The sequence below is a fragment of the Photorhabdus aballayi genome (assembly GCF_026153155.1).
Taxonomy (GTDB): domain Bacteria; phylum Pseudomonadota; class Gammaproteobacteria; order Enterobacterales; family Enterobacteriaceae; genus Photorhabdus; species Photorhabdus luminescens.
Genome location: NZ_JAPFCD010000020.1, coordinates 71,882 through 79,290, shown reverse-complemented (window position 1 = coordinate 79,290; position 7,409 = coordinate 71,882). Strand labels below are relative to the sequence as shown.

General features: G+C 40.3%; 4 protein-coding genes and 1 rRNA gene. All 5 read left to right on the top strand.

The features are described 5' to 3' along the window. Positions 1–42: 42 nt before the first annotated feature. Positions 43–158 (top strand): 5S ribosomal RNA (gene rrf / locus OO184_RS12510). 944 nt (positions 159–1,102) lie between these two features. Beyond that, a complete protein-coding gene (metA, locus tag OO184_RS12505) occupies positions 1,103–2,032 on the top strand; it encodes a homoserine O-acetyltransferase MetA (protein WP_265379465.1) in 930 nt (309 codons plus the stop codon). Positions 2,033–2,331: 299 nt separating this feature from the next. Then, positions 2,332–3,930 carry a malate synthase A gene (gene aceB / locus OO184_RS12500; protein ID WP_265379464.1) on the top strand — a complete coding sequence of 533 codons (1,599 nt, stop codon included), beginning with the start codon at positions 2,332–2,334 and terminating at the stop codon, positions 3,928–3,930. Between the two features lie 101 nt (positions 3,931–4,031). Continuing rightward, positions 4,032–5,339, top strand: a complete 1,308-nt coding sequence (aceA, locus tag OO184_RS12495) for an isocitrate lyase (RefSeq protein ID WP_265379463.1) — start codon at positions 4,032–4,034, stop codon at positions 5,337–5,339. A gap of 62 nt (positions 5,340–5,401) precedes the next feature. Continuing rightward, a complete protein-coding gene (aceK, locus tag OO184_RS12490; protein WP_265379462.1) occupies positions 5,402–7,159 on the top strand; it encodes a bifunctional isocitrate dehydrogenase kinase/phosphatase in 1,758 nt (585 codons plus the stop codon). Positions 7,160–7,409 lie beyond the last annotated feature (250 nt).

The following is a 7,409-nucleotide window of genomic DNA, read 5'->3' as shown; positions in this document are numbered from 1 at the left end:
GGTTGCGGAAGAGACGCAACGGCCGGAGTAAAACCGAATATGCCTGGCGGCGATAGCGCGGCGGTCCCACCTGACCCCATGCCGAACTCAGCAGTGAAACGCCGTAGCGCCGATGGTAGTGTGGGGTCTCCCCATGTGAGAGTAGGGAACTGCCAGGCTTTAATTTAGCGTTGTGTGGCGTTGAAAGCAGCACAAGGCAAAAAAGCAGTAAGTAGGACAACTCCGTCGGGAACGGAGTTGAACGTCGCGAGTCGCGACGGCCCGAAGGGCAAACGGAACGAAAGCTGTTTGTAAACTGCCAGGCTTTAAATACAGTGGAAACCCTCAGCGAGAGCTGGGGGTTTTTGCGTTTTTAGGGTAGGTATTATTTATTTACTTATTCCCTTTAAGAAACAGATAACGGGTTTATCAGTCTTAAATAATTAAAATATATTGTAATGATAGCAGGTATATAATTTAAATAGCTTTTTGAACTGATGAGTTAGAATAACCAAAAATTTTCAATTCTTTTTTATATTTGTTTTTTAGGAAAATTTTGGATCAGGGTTTTGTCCGCTCTTATAACCTGTAATGAGACTGTAATTTAAATTGTGTAATTGTCTGTTTTCCCTATCACCATACTTATTATTAGCATTTGATTCAAATTAGCTTGTTGTTATAAGAAAATCGCATATTTCAGTATTGAAGATAAATCTTATAACTCAATATTAACAATAAGAATATTTTATTATTTAATCTTGTTGCTTTCTTAGGGTGTATTGCTTTTAATATTTATAGCGTGTAATTTGACTTCTTTTAATCTTGTCTTTTTGTCTTGAACTTCCTGATTTTTACCGAAAATATCATTGATTTTTAATGTATTTCATCTCGTTATTAAGTGAAATTTTCTTTATTATTTTTTCATATAACAAATGAAGCTTAAATTATTTTATGTTATAAATATTAAAAATTTATTAACTATTATCATGTTGAACATTGTTGTAAAACCAGAAATGAAATAATTTCAGCTTACTTGTAAAGCCTCGACATTCTGTTAATACTTAGTTAGATTTAGCTGTCTGGAAGTCTAAACGTGTAAATGGATAAAAATCGAGGTCATAGCATGCCAATTTGTATACCGGATGAATTACCCGCAGTGAATTTTTTACGAAACGAGAATGTGTTCGTGATGACATCTACACGCGCGAATATTCAAAATATACGCCCACTAAAGGTATTGCTGCTTAACCTGATGCCAAAGAAAATTGAGACTGAAAATCAATTTCTAAGATTACTATCCAACACGCCTTTACAGGTAGATATCCAGCTACTGAGAGTAGATAACCGAAAGTGCAGGAATACGCCTGCTGAACATTTGAATAATTTTTATTGTGATTTCGAGCAGATAAAACATCAAAATTTTGATGGTTTAATTGTCACTGGTGCGCCATTGGGATTAGTTGAATTCGAAGATGTGGCATATTGGAGACAGATTGAAAGAATAATTAGTTGGGCAAAGGAGCACGTTACTTCTACCTTATTTATTTGTTGGGCTGTACAGGCCGCTTTGAATATTTTGTATGGTTTGCCAAAGTTTACTAGAGAAGTAAAACTATCAGGTGTTTATTATCACTCTACTCTGGACCCTTTAGCATTATTAACTCGTGGCTTTGATGAATCTTTTTTTGCTCCTCATTCTCGCTATGCTGATTTTCCTGAACAGGTTATTCGTGAACATACAGATCTGGATATTCTTTCCAGTTCTGAAGAGGCGGGGGCCTATTTACTGGCGAGCAAAGATAAACGCATGGTGTTTGTTACCGGTCATCCTGAATATGATACAGGAACGTTGGCTAGTGAATATTTACGTGATTTAGCAGCAGGTTTAGATCCAAAGATCCCAATAAATTATTTTCCGGATAATAATCCAGAAAGAAAACCACTGGCATCATGGCGTAGTCACGGACATTTATTGTTTTCCAACTGGCTGAATTATTATGTATACCAGATTACACCATATGATCTTACCTACATGAATCCAACATTGGATTAATATCTTCATAAATGGCTGAAATTCAGCCATTTAACCCTCCTGATTTTTTCTTCTCCCCTGTTATTAACACCCGTCAAAATACCGCACTTTTTGTAGTTTATCTTATATAACAAAAACTTAACAAAATAATCTTGTGGTTTATGGAATCAATTTCTCTAATTTGAAATAGGTAATTTCCCATATAACTAATTGTTTTTTATTGAATAAAAATAAAATTTTAAAAAAATGGAAATCGTTTTTGATTTATTTTAAATATCTATTACTCTTATTCAGGTGTGCTTTAAAATGAGGATAGATGAATGACGCAGCAAACTTTAGCGACTGAATTATCGTTTATTAAACGATTTGGCGCAGCAGAGCGGGAGGTTTTGATACCCGAAGCGGTAGATTTTCTGAAAGATCTGGTTGTTCGATTTACTGATGCACGGAAAAAATTATTGGTTGATCGGGATACTTGGCAGAAGAAAATTGATGATGGTGAATTGCCTGATTTTATTTCGGAAACCAGTTCCATTCGCGAAAGTGAGTGGGAAATTCAAAATATTCCGATGGATCTCCGTGACCGCAGAGTAGAAATCACTGGGCCAGTAGAACGGAAAATGGTTATCAACGCCTTGAATGCTAATGTAAAAGTTTTCATGGCAGATTTCGAAGATTCCTTAGCGCCGGCTTGGGATAAGGTGATTGAAGGGCAGATCAACTTACGCGATGCTGTTAATGGCACAATTTCTTACATTAACGAGCAGGGTAAACAGTACCAGTTGCAATCAGACCCTGCTGTTCTGATCGCACGGGTAAGAGGACTTCATTTGCCGGAAAAACATGTTCTCTATCAGAATGAGTCAATTGCCGGTGGATTGTTTGATTTTGCGCTCTACTTTTATCACAACTATAAACAATTGCTGGCAAAGGGGAGCGGTCCTTATTTCTACTTGCCAAAGATTCAGTCTTACCGCGAAGCTCAGTGGTGGAGTGATGTATTCAGTTTTGCAGAAGATCGTTTTGAGTTACCGAGAGGCACAATCAAAGCAACGGTATTGATTGAAACTCTGCCGGCTGTATTTCAGATGGATGAGATTCTTTATCATCTTCGGCACCATATCGTTGGCCTTAATTGCGGCCGTTGGGACTACATTTTCAGCTACATTAAGACACTGAAAAATCATAGTGATCGGGTTCTGCCTGATCGTCAGTCTGTCACGATGGATCAGCCTTTCCTCAGCGCTTATTCCCGTTTACTGATCAAAACCTGCCATAAGCGCGGAGCATTTGCGATGGGGGGAATGGCTGCTTTTATCCCCAGTAAAGATATTGAACGCAACAACTGGGTATTAGATAAGGTCAGAGCGGATAAAGAGCTGGAAGCGCGTAATGGTCACGATGGTACATGGATTGCCCATCCAGGTCTTGCCGACACGGTAATGGAAGTTTTCGATAAGGTCTTGGCAGAACGGCAAAACCAGTTAGATATCTTCCGTGAAGAAGATGCGCCGATTACTGCGGCTCAATTACTGGAACCTTGCCCTGGCGATCGGACTGAAGAAGGTATGCGGGCCAATATCCGGGTAGCGGTCCAATACATTGAAGCGTGGATTTCAGGCAATGGATGCGTTCCTATCTATGGTTTGATGGAAGATGCTGCGACAGCCGAAATTTCACGGACATCCATTTGGCAATGGATTCACCACGAAAAATCATTATCCAACGGTAAAAAAGTGACAAAAGGTTTGTTCAGGCAAATGTTGGCAGAAGAAATGGAGGTTATTAAGCAAGAAGTTGGAGAGACACGTTTCAGTCAAGGGCGATTTAGCGATGCAGCCAAGTTGATGGAGCGCATTACAACTCAGGACGAGCTGATAGATTTCCTGACGTTGCCGGGATATCAATTACTTGATTAGAGCCGGCCTATTGGGGCTACGGCTACTGAGAGAAGTTTAAGCAACGAATAATAACAAAACACCATATCCGATTAATTTAATAAAGATAGGAAGTAGAAGTTATGACAATCTCCAGAACTCAACAAATCGCTCAACTGGAACAAGAATGGAAAAGTGACCGTTGGAATGGAATTATCCGCCCGTACAGTGCGGAAGATGTTGTTAAATTGCGAGGTTCAGTTAATCCCGAACATACATTGGCACAGCTTGGCGCTAAAAAGCTGTGGGAACTGTTACATGGCAAAGCAAAGAAAGGCTATGTGAACTCATTGGGCGCATTGACGGGTGGACAAGCATTACAGCAGGCAAAAGCGGGTATTGAGGCGATTTATCTGTCTGGTTGGCAGGTTGCGGCTGATGCTAATACTGCATCCAGTATGTATCCTGATCAGTCCTTGTATCCAGTGGATTCAGTCCCGGCGGTGGTAAAACGTATTAACAATAGTTTCCGTCGGGCGGATCAAATTCAGTGGGCAAGTGGTATTGGTGCTGATAATCAGGAATACATCGATTATTTTCTGCCGATTGTGGCAGATGCGGAAGCGGGATTTGGTGGTGTTTTGAATGCTTTTGAACTGATGAAAGCTATGATTGAGGCGGGTGCGGCGGCTGTTCACTTTGAAGATCAACTTGCTGCGGTGAAAAAATGTGGTCATATGGGCGGTAAAGTTCTGGTTCCGACCCAAGAGGCGATTCAAAAATTGGTTGCTGCGCGTTTGGCGGCAGATGTTTCTGGTGTACCGACATTGTTGATTGCTCGTACCGATGCTGATGCAGCCGATCTATTAACCTCCGACAGTGACACATATGACAGTGAATTTATTACTGGCGAGCGGACTTTTGAAGGATTTTTCCGTACCAGAGCGGGTATCGATCAAGCGATTAGTCGTGGTTTGGCTTATGCGCCGTATGCTGACTTGATATGGTGTGAAACATCAACACCTGATATTGAAATGGCCCGTCGTTTTGCTGAGGCGATTCATGCCAAATATCCCGGTAAATTGTTAGCTTACAACTGTTCTCCATCGTTCAATTGGAAAAAGAATCTGGATGATAAGACTATCGCGCGTTTCCAAGATGAACTGTCGGAAATGGGTTATAAATTCCAATTTATTACTTTGGCGGGTATCCACAGTATGTGGTTCAACATGTTCGACCTGGCGCATGCTTACGCGCAGGGTGAAGGTATGAAACATTATGTGGAGAAAGTACAGGAAAAAGAGTTTGCATCCATTAATCGTGGTTATACCTTCTCTTCTCACCAGCAGGAGGTAGGTACAGGTTATTTCGATAAAGTTACGACGATTATTCAAGGGGGAACATCGTCAGTAACCGCATTGACGGGTTCTACGGAAGAGCAGCAGTTCTGATTATTGTATTTCTGATGCTATTCAGCCTGCTTATAGCAGGCTGAATATATTGAGGAGTTGCGATGGGGATAGATTCAGCACATTTGATAGCACAAACTATTTTACAAGGGTTCGATGCACAATATGGCCGCTTTTTGGAAGTGACTTCAGGTGCGCAACAACGCTTTGAACAGGCTGACTGGCATGCTGTTCAGCAAGCGATGAAAAAGCGTATTAATCTTTATGATCATCATGTTGGGCTGGTGGTTGAGCAGCTTAAATGTATACATAGTGCTTTCGGATATGATGAAGAGTACATTGCCAAAGTAAAGGTTGTTTATACCAGTTTATTACCGGATTATCCCCGGTTTGAAATTGCCGAGAGTTTTTTCAATTCTGTTTATTGCCGTCTGTTTGAACATCGCAATCTGACACCGGATAAATTATTTATTTTTACCTCGCAGCCTGCGCGTAGATTTCGGGATATTCCTCGCCCATTATCGCGTGACTTTTTCCCTAATGATAATCTTGCTTTAATGTTACGGACAATTCTTAATGATCTGCCGTTGCGTTTACCTTGGGAAAATCTGGAAAGAGATATTCATTATATTACAGACTATCTACAACAGACATTTCCAGTCGCAGAATTATTACAAGCAACTTTTCAGATAGCTAATGAACTGTTTTATCGCAACAAAGCGGCTTGGTTAGTAGGTAAGATCCGCATGGGAGGTCAGGTTTATCCTTTCTTGTTGCCGATCCATCATAACGAATCCGGCGGGATTTTTATCGACACCTGTCTGACTGATTATGCTGATGCTAGCATTGTATTTGGTTTTGCCCGTTCCTATTTTATGGTTTATGCGCCTTTACCTGCGGCTTTAGTGGAATGGTTGAGAGAAATTTTACCTGCCAAATCAACGTCTGAACTTTATATGGCAATCGGCTGCCAGAAGCATGGTAAGACGGAATATTACCGGGAATATCTGGCGTTTATCACCTTCTCCAAAGAACAACTTATGATTGCTCCCGGTGTTAAAGGGATGGTGATGTTGGTGTTTACTTCCCCTTCATTTGATCGCGTTTTTAAGGTGATTAAGGATAGATTTGCGCCGCAGAAAGAGGTGACTCAGGAGCGAGTACAGGAGTGTTACCGTCTGGTCAAAGAGCATGATCGTGTGGGGAGAATGGCCGACACGCAGGAATTTGAAAATTTCGTTATTGATAAAGCCCGCATTAGTTCTGAATTGATGGAAGAGTTGCAGAAAGAAGTGCCAGAAAAGCTGGAAGATCTGGGTGATAAGATCCTGATTAAACATCTATATATGGAACGGCGAATGACACCGCTGAATATCTATATGGAACAGGTAGATGAACAGAAGCTGAAAGATGCTATCGAGGAGTATGGCAATGCGATTAAACAGCTTGCTGCTGCGAATATTTTCCCGGGAGATATGTTGTTTAAGAATTTTGGTGTGACACGACATGGCCGGGTTGTGTTCTACGATTATGATGAAATCTGTTATATGACAGAAGTTAACTTCCGAGATATCCCACCGCCGCGTTATCCAGAAGATGAACTTGCCAGTGAACCGTGGTATAGCGTGGCGCCAAATGATGTTTTTCCTGAGGAATTCCGACACTTTCTTTGCACTGACAGTCGTATTCGCTGTTATTTTGAAGAAATGCATAGTGATTTATTTAAAGCAGACTACTGGCGGGCGTTGCAGGAACGGATTAAAAACGGTCATGTGGAAGATGTGTTTGCGTATCGTCGCAAACAGCGATTTAGTCAACGCACTGAGATAGAAACTTACTCTATTACCAAAATTTCAGCCTGATTTTATTGGGAATTGGCGATTGCTAACAGTAATCGCCAATTCCCAATAGCTAATATTATTATCCTCATTAAATTATTTCTCTAAATTAAATATAAATTAATGCCGATTTGTTTTTCTTATGCGGGATGTGAATATTTCTAATAAAAATAAATTCTGTGTTTAATATAAGACATATTTGTTATTCAGAAATCATAATTGAAGCATAAGTCAAAAACATATATTTAATGATTTCTTTAAGAAATAAAAATAG